Origin of the sequence: Kocuria arenosa, from assembly GCF_042879215.1 — a bacterium.
Classification (GTDB): domain Bacteria; phylum Actinomycetota; class Actinomycetes; order Actinomycetales; family Micrococcaceae; genus Kocuria; species Kocuria arenosa.
Genome location: NZ_JBHZTA010000009.1, coordinates 88,835 through 105,046, shown reverse-complemented (window position 1 = coordinate 105,046; position 16,212 = coordinate 88,835). Strand labels below are relative to the sequence as shown.

The 16,212-nt window shown below is 70.1% G+C and carries 20 protein-coding genes; 10 read left to right on the top strand and 10 right to left on the bottom strand.

Features of this window, described 5'->3' with window-relative positions; all coding sequences use genetic code 11:
* Positions 1 to 18 precede the first annotated feature (18 nt).
* Positions 19 to 801, bottom strand: a complete 783-nt coding sequence (locus tag ACFYE3_RS15180) for an SDR family oxidoreductase (RefSeq protein WP_387610478.1) — start codon at positions 799 to 801, stop codon at positions 19 to 21.
* Positions 802 to 935: 134 nt separating this feature from the next.
* On the opposite strand from ACFYE3_RS15180, the gene ACFYE3_RS15175 reads away from it, so the two are divergent.
* From ACFYE3_RS15175 to ACFYE3_RS15165, 3 genes are all read left to right on the top strand, one after another.
* A complete protein-coding gene (locus ACFYE3_RS15175; RefSeq protein ID WP_387610477.1) occupies positions 936 to 1,886 on the top strand; it encodes a helix-turn-helix domain-containing protein in 951 nt (316 codons plus the stop codon).
* Between the two features lie 223 nt (positions 1,887 to 2,109).
* On the top strand, positions 2,110 to 2,376 hold the full coding sequence (locus ACFYE3_RS15170) for a hypothetical protein (RefSeq protein ID WP_387610475.1): 267 nt from the start codon (positions 2,110 to 2,112) through the stop codon (positions 2,374 to 2,376).
* Complete coding sequence (locus ACFYE3_RS15165) at positions 2,373 to 2,795, top strand: YciI family protein (protein ID WP_387610473.1); 423 nt, start codon at positions 2,373 to 2,375, stop codon at positions 2,793 to 2,795. Before ACFYE3_RS15170 ends, ACFYE3_RS15165 begins: the two co-directional genes overlap by 4 nt.
* Before the next feature lie 82 nt (positions 2,796 to 2,877).
* On the opposite strand, the gene ACFYE3_RS15160 is transcribed toward ACFYE3_RS15165, so the two are convergent.
* The 4 genes from ACFYE3_RS15160 to ACFYE3_RS15145 are packed head-to-tail and all read right to left on the bottom strand — an operon-like array spanning position 2,878 to position 6,973.
* Positions 2,878 to 4,209, bottom strand: a complete 1,332-nt coding sequence (locus ACFYE3_RS15160) for a short-chain fatty acid transporter (RefSeq protein WP_387610471.1) — start codon at positions 4,207 to 4,209, stop codon at positions 2,878 to 2,880.
* A 34-nt stretch (positions 4,210 to 4,243) separates the two neighbouring features.
* The gene (locus tag ACFYE3_RS15155; protein WP_387610469.1) at positions 4,244 to 5,194 is read right to left on the bottom strand and encodes a 3-hydroxyacyl-CoA dehydrogenase; all 951 of its coding nucleotides are present in this window, start codon (positions 5,192 to 5,194) and stop codon (positions 4,244 to 4,246) included.
* 1 nt (position 5,195) lies between these two features.
* Entirely contained in the window at positions 5,196 to 5,906 is a 711-nt protein-coding gene (locus tag ACFYE3_RS15150) for an SDR family oxidoreductase (RefSeq protein ID WP_387610467.1), read from the bottom strand.
* Positions 5,906 to 6,973, bottom strand: coding sequence for a cyclase family protein (locus tag ACFYE3_RS15145; RefSeq protein ID WP_387610465.1), 1,068 nt, complete (start codon positions 6,971 to 6,973; stop codon positions 5,906 to 5,908). Before ACFYE3_RS15145 ends, ACFYE3_RS15150 begins: the two co-directional genes overlap by 1 nt.
* A 101-nt stretch (positions 6,974 to 7,074) precedes the next feature.
* Between ACFYE3_RS15145 and ACFYE3_RS15140 the strand changes: the two genes are divergently transcribed.
* Entirely contained in the window at positions 7,075 to 7,785 is a 711-nt protein-coding gene (locus tag ACFYE3_RS15140) for a carbohydrate kinase family protein (protein ID WP_387610463.1), read from the top strand.
* Positions 7,786 to 7,886: 101 nt separating this feature from the next.
* Positions 7,887 to 8,069, top strand: coding sequence for a hypothetical protein (locus ACFYE3_RS15135; protein ID WP_387610461.1), 183 nt, complete (start codon positions 7,887 to 7,889; stop codon positions 8,067 to 8,069).
* 220 nt (positions 8,070 to 8,289) lie between these two features.
* On the opposite strand, the gene ACFYE3_RS15130 is transcribed toward ACFYE3_RS15135, so the two are convergent.
* The 3 genes from ACFYE3_RS15130 to ACFYE3_RS15120 all read right to left on the bottom strand — a co-directional run bounded on the left by ACFYE3_RS15130 (position 8,290) and on the right by ACFYE3_RS15120 (position 10,743).
* The gene (locus ACFYE3_RS15130) at positions 8,290 to 9,342 is read right to left on the bottom strand and encodes a DUF2278 family protein (protein WP_387610459.1); all 1,053 of its coding nucleotides are present in this window, start codon (positions 9,340 to 9,342) and stop codon (positions 8,290 to 8,292) included.
* Between the two features lie 183 nt (positions 9,343 to 9,525).
* Positions 9,526 to 9,795 carry a hypothetical protein gene (locus ACFYE3_RS15125; RefSeq protein WP_368832262.1) on the bottom strand — a complete coding sequence of 90 codons (270 nt, stop codon included), beginning with the start codon at positions 9,793 to 9,795 and terminating at the stop codon, positions 9,526 to 9,528.
* 183 nt (positions 9,796 to 9,978) lie between these two features.
* Positions 9,979 to 10,743, bottom strand: coding sequence for a nuclease-related domain-containing protein (locus ACFYE3_RS15120; RefSeq protein WP_387610457.1), 765 nt, complete (start codon positions 10,741 to 10,743; stop codon positions 9,979 to 9,981).
* 384 nt (positions 10,744 to 11,127) lie between these two features.
* Between ACFYE3_RS15120 and ACFYE3_RS15115 the strand changes: the two genes are divergently transcribed.
* On the top strand, positions 11,128 to 12,309 hold the full coding sequence (locus ACFYE3_RS15115; protein ID WP_387610455.1) for a thermonuclease family protein: 1,182 nt from the start codon (positions 11,128 to 11,130) through the stop codon (positions 12,307 to 12,309).
* An 86-nt stretch (positions 12,310 to 12,395) separates the two neighbouring features.
* Here the strand turns inward: ACFYE3_RS15115 and ACFYE3_RS15110 are convergent, their stop codons facing one another.
* Positions 12,396 to 12,629 (bottom strand): hypothetical protein, encoded by a 234-nt coding sequence (locus tag ACFYE3_RS15110; protein ID WP_387610453.1) that lies wholly within the window; start codon positions 12,627 to 12,629, stop codon positions 12,396 to 12,398.
* Between the two features lie 284 nt (positions 12,630 to 12,913).
* On the opposite strand from ACFYE3_RS15110, the gene ACFYE3_RS15105 reads away from it, so the two are divergent.
* The 4 genes from ACFYE3_RS15105 to ACFYE3_RS15090 all read left to right on the top strand — a co-directional run bounded on the left by ACFYE3_RS15105 (position 12,914) and on the right by ACFYE3_RS15090 (position 15,760).
* A complete protein-coding gene (locus ACFYE3_RS15105; RefSeq protein ID WP_387610451.1) occupies positions 12,914 to 14,188 on the top strand; it encodes a Fic family protein in 1,275 nt (424 codons plus the stop codon).
* Between the two features lie 168 nt (positions 14,189 to 14,356).
* Positions 14,357 to 14,785 carry a DUF1801 domain-containing protein gene (locus tag ACFYE3_RS15100; RefSeq protein ID WP_387610449.1) on the top strand — a complete coding sequence of 143 codons (429 nt, stop codon included), beginning with the start codon at positions 14,357 to 14,359 and terminating at the stop codon, positions 14,783 to 14,785.
* Between the two features lie 141 nt (positions 14,786 to 14,926).
* Positions 14,927 to 15,364 carry a YybH family protein gene (locus ACFYE3_RS15095; RefSeq protein ID WP_387610448.1) on the top strand — a complete coding sequence of 146 codons (438 nt, stop codon included), beginning with the start codon at positions 14,927 to 14,929 and terminating at the stop codon, positions 15,362 to 15,364.
* Between the two features lie 69 nt (positions 15,365 to 15,433).
* A complete protein-coding gene (locus tag ACFYE3_RS15090) occupies positions 15,434 to 15,760 on the top strand; it encodes a GYD domain-containing protein (protein WP_387610446.1) in 327 nt (108 codons plus the stop codon).
* Positions 15,761 to 15,810: 50 nt separating this feature from the next.
* Here ACFYE3_RS15090 and ACFYE3_RS15085 read toward each other — a convergent pair whose 3' ends face one another.
* A complete protein-coding gene (locus ACFYE3_RS15085; protein ID WP_387610444.1) occupies positions 15,811 to 16,155 on the bottom strand; it encodes a dioxygenase family protein in 345 nt (114 codons plus the stop codon).
* Positions 16,156 to 16,212 lie beyond the last annotated feature (57 nt).

Here is a 16,212-nt window from a genome sequence, read left to right as displayed (position 1 = left end):
GACGCGGGCGACCATGCCTCACGAGGTGCCGCGGAGCCAGTCCTCGAACCGGGTCGGGGCGGTCGTGACGTCCCCCCGGGGCAGGAGGCCGCCGTTGCCGAGGGCGCTGAAGGGCACCGGCACCCGGAGGACCTTCCGGCCGCCACCTCGACGCTCGGCGACCGCACGGGCCAGCTCCGCCATGTCGCGGACTTCGGGCCCGGCGATGACGGCGTCGTCGGATGCCGCGGTGCCGGCGGGCTCCAGAGCGCGGTCGGTGACGAACGCGGCGGCCTCCTCGGCGGCCAGCGGCTGGGAACGCATCCCGGGCACGACGCAGAGTGGGCCGATGCGCATCTGCGACAGCAGGGTCTCGGCCAGTTCGTACCACTGCGCCGAGGCCACGAACGTGACCGGGACGGGTCCGGCACGGTAGGTCTGCTCCTGAGCGGCCTTGCCCGCGTAGTAGCCCAGCCACCGGTGCACCTCGGGGTCCCGGGCGTTGAGGATCGTGACGCACACGATCCGGGCCACCCCGCTCCGCTGTGCCGCCGCCAGCACATTGCGTGCGGTGGTGGTGAAGAAGTCGACGGCGCGCTCGCGGGACGGTGTCGGCAGGTGGAGGCAGTCCACCACGGTGGAGACCCCGTCGAACGCGGCGTCCAGCCCCTCACCGGAGTAGACGTCGACGCCCTGCCCGCGTGAGACCTCGACGACGTCGACTCCTCGCTCGCGCAGATGTGCCACCACTTGTGCGCCCAGCTGCCCGGTCGCGCCCAGAACCGCCACCTTCTGGCGCTCACCCCCGCCTGTGCTCTCCATTGCCCACCCTCCTCTTCCCGCCGTCAGCGACCCAATCCTGGTGGCACCGATTCTCCTCGCCGGCCGGTCCCGCCGCGAGTGTCACCTTTCCTACTGTCATCGACTTCCTGCCACATGGCTGGGAGCATGGACCCATGATCAGCAACGTGGCCGTCATCGTGTTCGACGAAGTCTCCCCCTTCGAGCTCGGGGTGGCCTGCGAGGCCTGGGCGATCGACCGCTCCGCCGACGGCCTGCCGGTCATGGACTTCGCCGTGTGCAGCCCCGACGGGGGCCCGGTCCGTACGATCGCCGGCTTCGACGTGGCGGTCCACCACGGCCTCGACCGGGTGGCGGAGGCGGATCTCGTGGTCCTCCCGGCGATGTCCCGGGACATCCCGGTCCCGGCAGAGGTGATCCACGCGCTGCGCGCGGCCCACGACCGTGGCGCCCGGCTCCTGTCCATCTGCTCGGGCGCCTTCGTCCTGGGGGCTGCCGGTCTGCTCGACGGCCGCCGCTGCACCACCCACTGGATGCACACCGCGGAGCTGGCCGAACGGTTCCTCGCCGCCCAGGTGGTGCCCGAGGTCCTCTACGTCGAGGACGGCACCATCCTCACCAGCGCCGGCACCGCGGCAGGTCTCGACGCCTGCCTGCACCTGTGGCGCCAGGAGTTCGGCTCGGCGGCCGCCAACACCGTGGCACGGCGCATGGTCGTGCCACCACAGCGCCAGGGCGGGCAGGCCCAGTTCATCAAGGACCCGGTCCCCGAGCACCGGGCCGAGACACTGGACCCGCTGCTCACCTGGATCGTGGGACACCTCGACGAGCCGCTCGACGTCGACTCCCTGGCCCGGCGCGCCGCCATGTCCCCGCGCACCTTCGCCCGCCGGTTCCGCGACGAGACGGGCACCACGCCCCACGCCTGGATCACCGCGCGGCGCCTGCACCGGGCCGAGCAGCTCCTGGAGGAGACCGACCTGCCCGTCGAGCGCATCGCCACGGACGTGGGCTTCGGCAACGCGGCCACGCTGCGCCACCACTTCACCCGCATCCGCCGGCTCAGCCCGCAGCAGTACCGCCGCCGCTTCGCGACCACCTCCTGAGCACCGCCACGCCCGCGACGACGCGGCCGAAGCGGTGCCCTCGGTGGCAGTCAGGGCCGAAGAACTGCCCCATAGCCACTCCGAAGTGAGGCACTGACGGAAATGGCAGAAAGTGAGCGACAGTAGTCGTTTCTGCCACTCGTGTGGGGAGTGCCGGTCGACCAGGCTTGTCAGCGTGAGAGTGAGCCGGATCGGCCGGCCCACGACGAGCAAGGAGCTCATCATGATCTCGTTCCTGTTCCTGCTGGCCGCCACAGCCGCCGTGCTGTCGCTGTACACGGTGATCGGCCGGCTCGCGATACCCCTGGAAGAGCGGGTGCCGTGGCGCGAACTCGGAGGCGACGGCTGGTTGCACACGCTGCGGCGCAGCCTGACCTTCCTGGGTGACTCCGCACCATCGGACGGCGCCCACTTCCGGCGGGGCCGTCGGCCATTGACCCATGCGGACGAGCACGCTGCCGAGGCGCACACCAGTCCGGAGAACGTGTGACCGCTGCCCGGCGCCGGCCGGTCGTGCGCCTGACGGCGGGCGCTCCCTCGACCGCCCTGCACCAAGGGACGCCGAGCGAGTGGCACGATGACCTCGTCGAACGAACAGCAGAGGAGACCGCCGTGCCCTACATGATCGAGACCTTCGACCGGGACAACGCCTACGACCGGCGCCTGGAGCTGCGGGACGAGCACCTGCAGTACCTCGAGACGGTCGCCGACCAGCTGCTGGCCTGTGGGGCGAAGCTCTCCGACGACGGGGAGACGGCCGACGGGGGCCTCTACCTCGTCGACGTCGACACCCGTGCGGAGGCCGAGGCCCTGATCGAGGGGGACCCGTTCTCCCGGGGCGGTCTCTTCCGCGAGGTGAAGATCCAGCGCTGGCGCAAGGCCTACCTGGATGGGAAGAGCTACCTCTGACGGCAGCCGGGCGATCAACATCTCCGGCCCACCGGACGCACGCTGAGCGTCCGGTGGGCCGGAGCGCTGCGGTGACCGGTACTCAGCCCATGAAGCCCCACAGGAGCACACCGGCGCCGAAGACGATGCCGATGAAGACGAGGATGAGCACCAGGTACCCCATGACCTCGCCGAGCTTCAGCTTGGAGATGGCCAGCACCGGCAGGATCCAGAACGGCTGCACCATGTTGGTCCACTGGTCGCCGATCTGCACACCCAGCGCGGTCTTGGCGTAGTCGGCGTCGAGCTGGGTGGCCGCCTCGATCATGACCGGGCCCTGCACGGCCCACTGGCCGCCGCCCGAGGGCGCCAGCAGGTTGATCACGCCGCCGCTGAGGAAGGACAGGAACGGCAGCGTCTCCGCGGAGGAGACGTCGCCGATCCACGAGGCGAAGGAGACCACCAGGCCGGAACCCATCAGGATGCCCATGATGCCCGCGTAGAAGGGGTACTGCACGACGATCCCGGCAGCCAGGCGGATGCCGTCGTTGAGCGTGTCCAGGAAGTAGATCGGACGGGTGAGGAACAGGATGCCCAGGAACAGCAGGGCGAAGTTCACCGTGTTGAGATCGAGTCCTCCACCCCTGGCGAAGTGCTGCACCAGGTAGATCAGGGCGAGGGCGCCGATGCCGATGCTGAACACGGGGCTGGCGTTCAGTCGCTCACCCACGGTGAGCCCTGACTTGTCGGCCTGCAGCTTCTCGGGAGCGGGCGCCACCGTCGTCGGATCGATCTCCTTGACGTCGGCCGGATCCTTCGGGTGGAGCGCGGCGTTGAACAGCGGCAGCCCGATCAGCAGGACCACCACCATGCCGAGGATGACCGGATCGAAGATGGTGCGCCCGAGGTCGATCAGACCCATCTGTTCCTCGAGGAAGTGCCCCGGCGTGGCGATGAGCAGGGGCACGGATCCGGACAGTCCGATGCCGTACAGCGCGAAGCCGCTGTAGCCGGCGGCGATGGCCAGGGGGTAGTGCAGACCCTTGACGTTGAGAGCCAGCTTCTGGGCAATGAGCCCACCGAGCACCAGGCCGAACCCCCAGTTGAGCCAGCTGCCGATGCCGCCGACCAGGGTGGCGACGATGATGGCCGTCCGGGGCGAGGAGACCCGATGGGCTATGGCGGTGAGGCCCCGGTCCACGAGGGGAGTCTTGGCGAGGATGTAGCCGGCGACGAGTATCACCGTCATCTGCATGGAGAAGGCCAGCAGGTCCCAGAAACCGTCGCCCCACTGAGTGGTGACCTCCAGGAACGAGTTCCCGCGGATCACCATGGCCAGGAGCATCGTGAAGGCGGTCAGGCCGATGGCGATCACCAGCGGATCCGGCATGTACTTGTTCGTCAGGTTGGTGAACAGCTTGGCTGCGGTTTTCATGGGGTCCTTGTCTTGATCGGGCGGCGTGCAGGAATCACGCGCGGTGGGGTGGTCGGTGGAACAGCTGCGTGAGCCGCATCAACTGCTCGTCGCGCCACAGGACGCGCACTTCCCACTCCTCGAGGGGCAGGAGGTGCCGTCGCTGGGCGCTCACGGTCCCCACGACGTCGTCGGTCCAGGGGTCGTCCTGACCACGCTCCCGGCCCATGCGGTAGTAGGCGGGGCCCATCTTCTCGGCGTGCGAGACGATGCCGCCGCGGGTGTTGAGATCAACGGTCTCGAACGGGCCCATGAACGCCCAGCCGCGGCCGAGTCCCTCCCGGACGACCCGATCGACCGCTTCGACGGAGGCCACGCCGTCCCGGACCAGGCAGTAGGCCTCGCGCAGCAGAGCACCCTGGAGCCGGTTGAAGACGAAACCTTCGACCTCGCGCTCCACGAGCACCGGGCTGAGCCCAGCGTGCTCGTAGACGGACCGTGCGCGGTCCACGCTCGAGGACGCGGTGAACGGAGCGGGAACGAGCTCGATGACCGGCAACAGATACGGCGGGTTGCCGGGATGGGCCACCAGGCAACGGGCGCGGCCGCCGAGATCGGTCGCGAAGGACGAGGTAGTCAGGGCCGAGGACGACGACGCCAGCACTGTCCCCGCGCCGGCAAGCCGGTCGAGGGCGGCGAAGAGCTTCGCCTTCAGGTCGAGCCGCTCCGGGGCGCAATCCTGGACCAGGACGGCGCCTCGGACGGCCTCGGCGAGAACATCCACGGTCCGGATCCGTGCGAGGACGTCCTCGGCAGGCTCTTGGAGAAGGTCGTGCTCCCGGAGGCCTTCCAGCCGGGAGCGGATCTCCTCCGGAGCCTGCTCCAGCCGGTGCGGGTCCGGGTCCTGCAGGTGCACTGCGAATCCGGCGCGGGCGAAGACGAGGGCGAAGGCAACGCCGATGCTGCCGGCGCCGACGACGGCCAGAGGACTTTCCTGAGGCGCCATCTCAGATCGCCACCGATCCGACCGTCATCCCGCCGCACACGTACAGCGTCTGCCCGGTGACGAATCCTGAGCGTTCGTCGAGGAAGTAGGACGCGGCGTGCGCGACGTCCTCGGGCTTCCCCATGCGCTGGACGGGAATGGCCTCCACGATCGCCCGGGTACGGGGACTGTCCGCCGGATTTGCCTCCTCGAACAACGGAGTGGCGATCGGCCCCGGGCCGACGGCGTTCGCGGTCACCCCGTAGCGCCCGAGTTCGAGGGCCCAGACACGGGTCAGCCCGATCAGCCCCGCCTTGGTGGCGGCATAGGCGGAGCGCAGCTCCTTGCCGAGTGCGGCACGGGAGGAGATGGTGACGATCCTGCCGAATCCGGCGTCCTTCATGGACGGGATCAGCGCCTGCGTGCACTGCATGGCGCTGCGAAGGTTCAGCGACCACGCCGCTTCCAGCTCGTCGAGGGTCTGCTTCTCGGCGGATCCGGGGAAGACGGCGCCCACGTTGTTGACGACGCTGGTGATGGACCCGGCCGCGAGCGCCGCTTCGAGGGCGGCGGCAGTCGAGTCAGCGTCCGACAGGTCGGCACGGATCCCGTCGCCCGCACGGTCGATGACCACCACATCCAGGCCGTCGGCACGGCAACGGTCGGCGATGGCCGCGCCGATGCCGGAGGCGCCCCCGGTGACGAGGACGCGGCGGGGCGGGTGGTCATTCATCAGACGGTTCCGATCGGTGTTACGGGCGAGGCTGTGGCCCCGGGGAGGTTCAAGGGCGGGGCGGTGAGGAGGAAACGACTGCGCCCACGGGCCCGGAGATGCTCCGCCAGCGGCGTGAGCCGCCAGAGCTCCCCGAGGTGGACGCCGAGCTTGAACAGGCAGTGCTCGTGCAGGGGCAGGATGGCGCACGGCGGTTCGGCGGGGGTCGCGGGGAAGGCCTCCACGGCGTAGTTGTCCGCGGCCAGGGCAACCAGCCCGGAATCGGTGATCCACCGGAGCATGGCGGGATCGCGCCCGTCGAGGACGGCGCCCGAGCCGTGCAGCAGTTCCGGGTCGGGGTTCCCCTCCATGGCCAGGACCTTCTCGCTCCAGCCGGTGTGCAGGCACACGATGTCACCCTCCTCGACCACCACCCGGTCCGCGGCCATGACCGCCTCCAGCTGGTCGAAGTCCACCAGCACTCGGTCGTCCCCCAGGTGGGCGTGCAGGTCGACCATCACCGCACGGCCCTGGACACCGGTCCGCGCCATGCCGTCGATGCCGAGCGGACCGGCCGAGGAGGTGGTCGATCCGTGCCGGGACTCGAGGCCGGAGTCCTCCAGCGACGACGGTCCCACCACGTCGGTGCCGGCGCGGAAGCCGTTGTAGTACACCGGCTCGGGCACGCCGTCGCCGTCGGCGTCGAACATGGATCCCGCGTGCGCCAGCGAGTCCCACTGCGTGGAGTACTGCAGGTGGAGGACGGCGAGATCGTCGCTGAGCACGTCGGTGGCACCGGGGAAGAGCTCGTCCATCCGGCAGTTGTAGTTGACCCGGCCCTGTCGCCGGTTCGGCCGGACCACCGGGGGCAGCCGGTTGGGGTTCAGGGCCGTGCCTCCCGGGAGTGTCAGCGGCAGGCTCAGCGCGAAGGAGACCCCTTCCTCGACCTCGGCGACGCCCTGTCGGACCTTCTCGGGGGTCAGCAGATTGAGGCGCCCGAGCGCGTCGTCGGGACCGAAGTCGCCCCACGTGGAGCCTTCCGGACGCCGAACCCACCGAGGAGATCTCCCGAGCGATTTCTTCGACATGTTCGTCCTCCACCCGGACCGTTGACCGACTGTGGCTCAGCACACTTCTACGTGTGACAGCGACCACGGTTCAAGATGCCAGCAGAAGTTATTGGTGTCCAATGAACAATCCTTCGGTCGAAAGGGGCAGGCGGTGTCCGGTCGGAGCACCCGGGGACGCAGGGGTCAGGTGGCAGGCCGGAGGAGGAGGTCGTGCATGCCGCTGTCCATGCGCAGATGGTGCCGGTGGTCGAGCCGTTGGCGGGATCGGCCAGGAAGAGGATGGAGGCGGCGGCCTCCTCCGCCGAGACGAGCCGGTCGGCCGAGGGCGTGGACGCCCGCGTCACCATCGACCCCGCCGCGCCCACCGGTCTGATGATCAAGGAGAGCCGTACGCCATCGGTCCACGCGTCACCTACTACTTCTACCGGGACATCCTCGCCCAGGCCGACATCGTCTTTGCCGGTGACAATGAAGCTGCCATCGCCGTCGGGGCCGGCACCGATCCGGCAGATCTCGCCGAGGGGATCGCCGCCTACGGACCCCGGCAGGTCATCATCGAGCTGGTTGGCGAGGGCGCTGTGGCCCTGATCGACGGCGAACTGTTCCACCAGGCGGCCGTGCCGATCGACGCGCTGGACACGGTCGGCGCCGGCGACGCCTTCGTGGCCGGGTACCTCGCCGAACTGGTCCTGGGCCGCCTGCCCGGTGAGAGGCTCGAGACGGCCGGGAGGACGGGAGCATTCGCCTGTCTCGTCCCCGGCGGCTGGGAGGGATTTCCTCGCCGGCACGAATTGGGGATCCTCGACGCCCGGGAATCCGTCATCCGCTGACCCACGGACGCGGCCCGCACCATGAACCCGACCGCGTGCCGAGCACGCGGCAGCTCGACAGGCTGCCTGACGCACCACGCCGACCAGGAGAACACGACCCGATGAAGACCCTGATTCCCGACACCACCGACATCGGCCCGGTCGACCTCATCGACCACGAGGTGATCCGCTGCCCGGCCGAGGAACCCGTCCCGGTGGAGCATGTGGACGCGGAAGCCGTCGTCGTCCGGGGCACCCCTTTCGACGTCATGCAGGAGTCGGCTTCGGCGGAATCCCGCAGGTGATCGACGCAGTCGCTGGATGCGAGCAACGCTCGAGCAGGCGCTGCAGCACCCGGCTGTAGAGCACCGTGGGCAGCGGGGTGAATCCTCCGGGGAGCCACCAAGAGCCGGCCCTCCTCTTCCGCATTTCCGACGACGACGGACAGACCGCGGCGCCCCCGGACCCTCCCCCTTGGAGCTCGGGGTGGCCTGCGAGCCCTGGGAGATCGACCGTTCCGCCGCGTCAGAAGGCGATCGAGAACCCCGGGAGCGACGCTTCCACCTGCGTGTACGCGACGCCGTCGACGCGCAGTCCATCAGCGTTGAGAAGCGTGATCTGGCCTCCCTTGTTCGACAGGACGACGGGCGCTTCCAGGGTGATCCGGAGGGTGTCGCCCGCGGCGACCGAACCGGACAGCGCCATGGCGTTCTTGTCGCGATCCAGCAGCCGCCAACCGGCCAGGTCCACGGTCCCGTCCGTGACGTTGAGCAGGGTCACCGTCTCGATCTCGGGAGAGCCGACGGGGTTCGCCAAGGCTGCGACGATGCGCACGGCTCCGTCCGGCGCCTCCGGCGTCGGGAGACCGCCAAGCTCGAACGGTCGCAGTGCGATGCCCGCGTCCGAGGGCGGCCCGCTGACCTCCGGGCGGATCCGGTGCCCCGTCACGTCGTCCGTGTGCCACGACTGGGACTGGAACTTGAGGAACACCCCTACCCACTGGGCCTGCTCGGGGAAGTGCAGCAGCAGGGCACCGTCCTGATAGACGCCGTCGTCGTCGACGAACCGGCCGACGTTCCCCTGGTTCATGTGGATGTCGTGGACCCCGTTGCCCGGCAGGAACCCGAAGATCTTGTCCTTCTTGCCCTGCTCCGGTCCCCAGCGCTCGCCGAATGCGTACACGATCGCCGACTCGTCGGCCATCGCACGCTGGATGTAGTGGTCGATCCTCTCGTTCAGGTCGTTGTCGGGGCCGGGGATGTCGAACGGCAGCGGCACCATCTGGCGCGGGTCGAACAGATTGGACCGGATGTAGTCCAGGGCAGGACCGCCCGGTTTCGAGGCGAGGTCGTGCCAGCCCAGCTCCAGCGCTTCCAGGTGCGGAAGGACAGGATGCGTGAACCTCGGGTCGACGAGGTACTCGACCTCCGAGGGGCTCAGCGCTGACCGGACGTTGACCGCGATGCGGTAGTCGGTGTCGTCGTCGACGACATGGATCTGGTAGTGGGGATTGCGCCCACTGCCCAGTGCGCGATTGATGGCACTTCCTTTGAGGACTCCGTAGTTCTTCAAGGGCATGTCGGGTTCCACCTCTGTGCGGGCCTACGGCAGGTAGGAGCCATTCTGAAGGAGACGAAGGGCCATCTCAATCACCGCACCGGCAATCGGCGTCGATCAGCCCGGTGCGGGACTCCTCGAAGTGGTGCTGCCCCACGTCCTGCGGAACCCACGGCTCGAAAGCAGGTCGGGGGATGCCGGGTATCAGGGGGTCCAGCCGAGGACCGCCTCCCCGAGCGTCATGATGCCGAACCACGTCGCGACGGCCACGACGGGAACCAGCAGCACCAGGTAGGACCGGCGCTGCACCAGCCGCACCCCGACGTACGTGAGGAGCACCCACCACACGCCCAGGAGCACGATGGCCCACAGTGGAGCCATCAGACCGCTGGCCATGTAGAAGAACCCGGCCACCAGCTGGGCCAGGGCCGCGATCACCACGGCCACCACGAACAACGGCGTCGTCGTCCTCATGCACACACTGTGCGCTTCAGTGACAGGCACGGGCAAGGGGCTTCACATTCCCCGCGAAATCGCCGACACCTGATGTGGTGGGGCCCAGGTTGAGGGGACGAACCATGGCAGCACGCACGCAGGCTGAAGGGACGCTTCTTCGCCCGCGCCGTGCTGCGCTTCTGACCCCGGTACTTCCGTCGCTCAGGACAGCCCGATGTGGAGCAGTGCCGCCAGGAGGTCCGAGCCGTAGCTGACAATGGCTGCACCACCCCCGACAATCAACCCGAGCCCCCACACTCCGCGCCGGCGTTGCGCGCGCCCCACGGAGGACCGGAGCTCGGCGAAGCGCTCCTGCAGCGCGTCCGGGTCCTCGGACGGCGCGGGATTGTTGTGCCAGGTCTTCGGAACCACGGCTGCGGCAGCGATCCGCGCGATCCGCTCGGGAGCCGGGACCGGACGACGGCGCTTCAACCAGCGCAGCAGCTCACGATCGGTGACGACCTTGACGTCGGGGGGACGCTGTTTGATCGTCAACTGCTTCGGCTTGATCAGCACCAGCACCGGGGTGACCGGTACCGGCTCCCCCACGGCCGCACTCAACCGCTTGCCGGCACGCGCCGCCTCGTGCCGGGCGTGGGGCAGGTAGTGCTGCTTGTGCCCGCCCACCAGGATCGCGCGGCGACCGACCCATACCTCTCTGCCCGTGTGGTTCTTCGTGTTCAGCGTGAACACCCCTGCCGGGCCGATCAGCACGTGGTCGATGTCCGAGACCCCGGCGCCGACCGGAACGGCGTGGAGGACCGTCCACTCCGGGCCCAGGCGGCCGAGGATCTGCCCGACCGCGATCTCCCCCAGCGCCCCCTGGAACCAGGGCCGGCTGTCGGCGCTGAGCGGACTGGCTCCGACCAGACGCCTCCACCACGACCGGGGCGGATCTCCGTCATGGATCCGCAGCGTCTCGGCCATCACCGCCTGCCCGGCTCGTCGGTTCGCCAGACTGGATCCATGCCTCGGGGTTTCGGGGTCCGCCGGCGGCCCGAGGAGCCGGAAGGCGGCGAATCCCATGGTGCGGATGGGCGCAGGGGGTGGGAGCGCAGGGTCGGCGGAGGGCGTCATGGCGGTCATCTTTCGGGCAGAACGAGAATGTCTTCCAGAATCCCATGTGTTTGCATTAGTACACGCAAGCGGAAGCACCCTCGTTCCGTCGTATGACGCTGTCAGCGCACAAAGACCCGTCCTGGCCTCCGGTACGCGCAGCGGCACCCCGGAACTGGGGACAACAGCCTCCCCGGTGATTGCTTCCGCACCCCTAGGCTGAAGGTGAACTGATGACTTCCTGACAGGACTCCCGTGGCGCCTCCCCCCACCTCTCTTCGCCTGGGCGCCTCCGCGCTCGTCCTCCTGCTCCTGACCGGCTGTGGAGGGACGGCCGCTTCGAGCGACACGACGTCGTCGTCGAACGCCTCCTCGACCGAGGCGTCCGCCACCCCGGAGCTGCGCGGCGAGCGCGCCGTGGTGGAGCGCGTGATCGACGGCGACACCGTCGACGTCCAGCGGGGCGGCGAGGTGGTGCGCGTGCGGCTGCTCAACATCGACACCCCGGAGACCAAGGACCCGAACGAGGTCGTCGAGTGCCTCGGCCCGGAGGCGACCGCGCTGCTGGAGGAGCTCCTGCCGCCGGGCACCGTGGTGGGCCTGGAGTACGACCAGGAGCGCACCGACTCCTACGACCGCACCCTGGCCGGAGTCTTCCTGCAGGACGGCACCCTGGTCAACGCGGAGATCGCCCGTCAAGGCCTGGGCACGCCGCTCTACATCGCGCCCAACGGCCGCTTCCTGCCGCCGGTCGAGGAGGCCTTCGCCGAGGCCGAGGAGCAGCAGGCCGGCCTGCTCGACCCCGCCCACGGCTGCACCATCCCGGCGCAGGTCCAGCAGGCGACGAGCGCGCTCGCCGACGCCGCGCCGGCGGATCTCGCCGACGCGGCCGGAGAGGTCGCGGCCGCCGCCGCGTTCCTCGCGGCCCTCGACGCGATCGACGGCGACGCGCACCCGCACGTCCGCCATCTGGTCGGACTGCCGTCGCTGAAGAGCGGGATCTCGGGAGTCCGCCAGGGCGTCGCCGCCCTCCGGGAGAGCGCCGCGGAGCAACGCCGCGCGGCCGAGGCCGCACAGCGCGCGAAGGCCGAGAACCAGCGCCGCCAGGCGGAGGCCGACGCAGCACGTCAGGCGGAGGCCGACGCAGCACGTCAGGCGGAGTCCGCCCGGCAGGCCGAGCTGGCCCGCCAGGCGGAGGCGGCACGACAGGCGGCGGCCGATGCCGCCCGCCGAGCGGTCGTGCCCGCACCAAACCCGGCACCCGTTCCCGCTCCCGCCCCCAGACCCGCGCCGGCTCCTGCTCCGGCACCGAAGCCCGCCCCGAACCCGGGCGCCAACATCGTCAACCAGGCCCCTCCCGGCTACTCCGCGGACATCCCCGGCTACACCGGGCCGCGCTGCTACGCGCCCGGCGGGAAGTTCTTCAAGCCCTGCTGAGCACGAGGACGGAGGCAGGGTCCTTCATCGCCGGCGCCACCGACGTGCATCACCCTGCGATCGCTGCTCCGTGCGCACCCGATGCATCAGCAGCACCGGCACGTGTCGCCCCAGCGGTCATCGGCGGTGCGCGCCAAGTGCCACTGGACATTGCGGTCCCGGTCCCGGGCGACCAGCGCCGCGTAGGTGGTGGCGGCGACGGCGGCCAGTGCCCAACCAGCGGTCGACCGCCGGGACGCGGGCGGGGCCTTGATACCCAGCACCATGCCGAGCAGGACGGCCAGCACATGGAGGGGGCGGGCCTCGGGAATGATGTCCACGGGAGTTCTCCTGACGTGGGGAAATGGACGGTGGACTCAGCATCGTCCCACGTCAGAAGCTCATTCCTCTGCGGAACTTGCTCGTCAGAGCGTCCCCTCATGCATGGACAGGGACTCAGCTCGGGGCCCGGACGAGGACGACCTGGCCGTCGGGGTGGAACCCACGTCACCAACGGCGGCAGGGGACCCGATCGGGGCGAGGAGCCGATTCCCTGCACTCGTAGCCAGAGACTTTCGGGCCGCATGTATAACTTTATAATTATAGGGTTGTATAAGATAAGAGGGTGACCAACGTTCCCGCCGACCCCCGCTCCCCTACGGCCGATCGCGAGCCCGCCGGGTTCGCGGTGGGCTGGGAACAGCTCGAGCGGTCCGGCCATGCCGCTCTTGCCGGGGCGATGTCCCACCGGGCCCAGAAGAAGGCCGGAGGACCCTACCGCGCCGCGGTTCCGGCCCGCATCGCCGCAACACCCCTGAGCCTTCCGGCCGCCGTGACCGCGGCCGCCGAGGACGCCCTGATGGAGATCACCCGGTTCGACGCCGAGCTGACCACCGCCCTGCCCGCTGCGGACATGGACAAGGACGGGGAGACCGCAGGGGAGCTGGCCCCCCTGGCGGCGGTGCTGCTGCGCACGGAATCGGCCTCGTCCTCCCAGATCGAGAACGTCACGGCCGGGGCCAAGGCGCTGGCCCTCGCCACCGTGGGCGAGCGGACCGGGCCGAACGCCCAGATGGTCGCCGCCAATGTCACCGCCATGCAGGCCGCAGCCGCGATGGCCGAACAGCTGAGCCTCGACTCGATCCGGGTTGCCCACGCCGCGCTCATGGCCGGTCAGGACCGCCTGACCCCGGGCAGGTTCCGCACCTCCGCGGTCTGGATCGGCGCCGGGGCCCCGACCCCGCACACCGCCTCCTTCGTCCCTCCGCACGCGGAACGGGTGCCCGGCGCGATGGAGGACCTGCTCGCCTACTGCGCCCGGACCGATGTGCCCGTCCTGCCCCACGTAGCGATCGCCCACGCCCAGTTCGAGACCATCCACCCCTTCGCGGACGGCAACGGGCGCACCGGCCGGGTCCTGGTCCACGCCCTGCTGCGCGCCGCCGGGGCGACGCGGCGGATGACCGTGCCGGTCTCCGCCGGCCTGCTCACGGACACCGCCTCCTACTTCGAGGCGCTGACGGCCTACCGGCACGGGAACCCCGTGCCGATCGTGGACCGCTTCACCGACGCCGCCCTGACCGGGGTGGTTCACGGCCGGGCGCTGGCCTCGGAGCTGACCGGTGCCTACGCCCGGTGGCAGGACGCGGTCACGGCCCGGCGGGACGCGGCGGTCTGGCGGGTGCTGCCGATGCTGGTCCGGCAACCGGCGATCACCGTGCGCTGGGTCCAGGACCACGCCGGCGTGTCCCAACCAGCCGCGCAGCGCGCCGTCGACCAGCTCCTGGTGGCCGGCATCGTCACCCCGTCCAGCGCCAACCGGCGCCACCGCGTGTGGATCGCCCAGGACGTCATCACCGCCCTGGACGACTTCGCCGCACGCCTCGGACGCCATGCCTGAGCCGGCGGTGACCGGCCGGCGTCGTCGTCCCGGATCCGTGCGGACTCCGCACCACGGTGGCCCAGGGCGTGGACCGATACGCACACAGGCCTCGGACTGCCGTGTCGGACGGGCCGGGGACCCTGGTGCCTGAGACGATCGTCTCCCAGCGAGCCCGAGGAGCCCACCGTGGAGAAGACAGGTCAGCCGGTCGAGGAGTACCTTGCCGGCGTCACGCCGAAGAGGCGGCGGGAGGACGCCGAGCGGCTCGTTCCGTGGTTCGCACGGATCACCGGGCAGCCGGCTGAGATGTGGGGCACCATCGTGGGCTTCGGCCAGTACCACTACCAGTACGCGAGCGGGCACGAGGGCGACGCCCCCGCGGCCGGCTTCGCCGCCCGGAAGGCTGCGACGACGATCTACGTGTACGACGGCGTCGACGCCCACCAGGAGAACCTGGCGCGGCTGGGGCCCCACACCACCGGGGTGGGCTGCATCTACCTCAAGGACCTCGACGCGGTGGACCTGACCGTCCTCGAGCAGATCGTGACCGCGTCCTACGCCAAGCTCGGCGACGACCCGTGGACGGACCGCGCCCGCGACGGCGCCCCGGACTGAACGGACGCCGCCGCCTCCGACACGGAGGCGACATGAGTCACGGGCCGGCGACGATCCGTCCGATTCTCTTGGGCCGGCCCTTGCCGGGGCCTACGGTCAGCACCACCGTGATCGAGAATCCCGGGCACCCAGGAGGACACCATGATCCCCGCAGAGCTGACCCAGGCCATGGAGGCTGACCACCAGGCACTCAATGCCCTGGTGCGCGGCGATCCGGAACCGAAGCTCGAGTTGTTCTCCCGGGCCGAGGACGTCACCCTGGCCAATCCGCTGGGCCCACCGGTGCGCGGCTTCGACCAGGTCGTCGCGGCCACGCGACGGGCCGTGGCTCAGCTGCGGGAGGGCGAGCCCGTGCGCTTCGAGCGCATCTCCCAGGTCATCACCGCGGACCTCGCCTACGTCGTGGAGATCGAACGCTCCCGGGCCAAGCTCGGCGGAGCCGATGAGCTGATCCCCTTCGCGCTGCGGGCCACCACCGTCTTCCGCCGCGAGGAGGACGGCGTGTGGCGGATCTGCCACCGCCACGCCGACCCCATCACCACGCCCCGCCCCATCGAGTCCCTCGCCGAGCAGGACTGAACCGGGGCCGGACCGGACCTCGACGGGGCGCCCAGGAGGTCGCCCCTCAGGACATGAAAGGACGAGACGATGCCGCTCTACCTGTCGAAATTCAGCTACACGCCGGAGACCTGGGCCCGGCTGGTCTCCCATCCGGAGGACCGTCGCAAGGCCGCCCAGGACTACATCGAATCGGTCGGCGGGAAGCTGCACGGCTTCTGGTACGCCTTCGGCGAGCACGACGGCTACAACCTCTGGGAGGCACCCGACAACGTGTCCATGGCCGCGGTGGCCCTGGCGATCAGCGGAGGCGGCGCCCTGAGCTCCTTCGAGACCACGGTGCTCATGAGCGTCGAGGACACGCTGGAGGCCCTGCACCAGGCCGAGCAGATCAGGTACCGGCCTCCCGGGACCTGATCCGATCCGGACCACCGGTCCGCGGGGAGACGGTCTGACGGGCTGTTCCCTCAGCGGGACGGGGGCGGCCCGGCCGGGGCGCCGACCATGCCGCCACCGGTCGGCGTGGTGGTGGAGTCGGTGATGGACGCCTGGTCCGGGTAGACCTCGAAGTGGATGTGCGGCCACCGCCCGGTGCAGCAGGCCGGGAAGATGCTGGTGAAGCGCACCCTCCCGTCGTCGTCGGCGATCTGCACCCCGCGCAGGTAGTTCTGGGCGGTGACCCCCTCGCTGTACATGGAGTAGCGGCCCTCCCGGTCGCAGTGCCGGACGTAGACGGCCACCCCCGCGAACGGCACCCCGCCGTTGGCGAGGTCGCCGCTCGGCCCGGACCGCTCGGGGGTCGACGACGACACGCAACCGTGCCGAGCAACGATCCGGTCTCCCCCCGAGGGCCCAGCAGAGCGAGGTTC